Annotated in this window: 2 protein-coding genes; both read right to left on the reverse strand. The window is 59.8% G+C overall.

Features of this window, described 5'->3' with window-relative positions; translation table 11 throughout:
- Positions 1-473 (reverse strand): phage/plasmid primase, P4 family (locus IM708_RS21080; protein ID WP_245243376.1); only part of this gene is annotated, 473 nt, incomplete at its 3' end.
- Positions 474-478: 5 nt separating this feature from the next.
- The coding region (locus IM708_RS21085) for a Z1 domain-containing protein (RefSeq protein ID WP_245243375.1) at positions 479-840 on the reverse strand (362 nt) is incomplete at its 5' end.

Raw genomic sequence — 840 nt, forward strand, 5'->3', positions numbered from 1 at the left:
GGGACCGTTTCCTCTTGGAGGAAGTTCTTCAGCAGATCCTCCTCGTCGAGGTAGGCCTCTGACGCGGCCCTGATTCTGCCCGGTACGGCGAGCCCATCCTTTTGCCAAAGCAACGCGCCCTCGATGGCCCAACGCAGAATGGAAGGGGCCTCCTCGGTAATCAACTTTTCGACGAGGTGTGGATCCCGTTCTTTCTCAGGGATTTCAACCGTGAACGGCACAAGCACCATGCGCGCCCTGATAGCCGGATCGACACCGGACAAGGCGGGTTTGTCGTTCCCAGCGATCATGAGCGTGAACTGAGGATCAAAGGTGAAGAAGTCACCACGCATGAATCGGGCTCTGACGCTGTCACCTCCGGTGAGGTCTTTCAGCCTCGCTTCGTTCCAGGTGGCGTTTCTTGGGACCTCCGAGCCGATAACCAGACGTGCGCCTTGAAGACCGGCAAGTTCCGTCGGGTGTTGTTGATGCATTGAGTTCAGGAACAAGCTGGTGGGAGCATTACACGAGTAACGTGGATGAGCATCGAGGAGTGCTTGCTGCCCTGTCCGCGCAGCTTCCTCACGGCACAGGCATAGAGGAAGGAGCGGATCGCTTCTGCAAGCGAGTCCGGCACACGGTCATCCCCCTGCCATCGCGGCCGGTAGCCGTTCTTGTGTCGTGGCGGCATCCACGGCTGGAACTCATCGTCCGAAAGCGGGCGCACCAGAGGTAGGTCTTCCGGCGTGCTGGAAGCTGATCCGAAGACACGACCCGGTCCGACATAATTCGATGGCGCCGCAAGGCTGGTGATGAAGGCTGCGGGGATCCGTGTCGACCGCAAGCTCAACTCGACCGACG

The organism is Pararhodobacter sp. SW119, assembly GCF_017811755.1.
Taxonomy (GTDB): Bacteria; Pseudomonadota; Alphaproteobacteria; order Rhodobacterales; family Rhodobacteraceae; genus Pararhodobacter.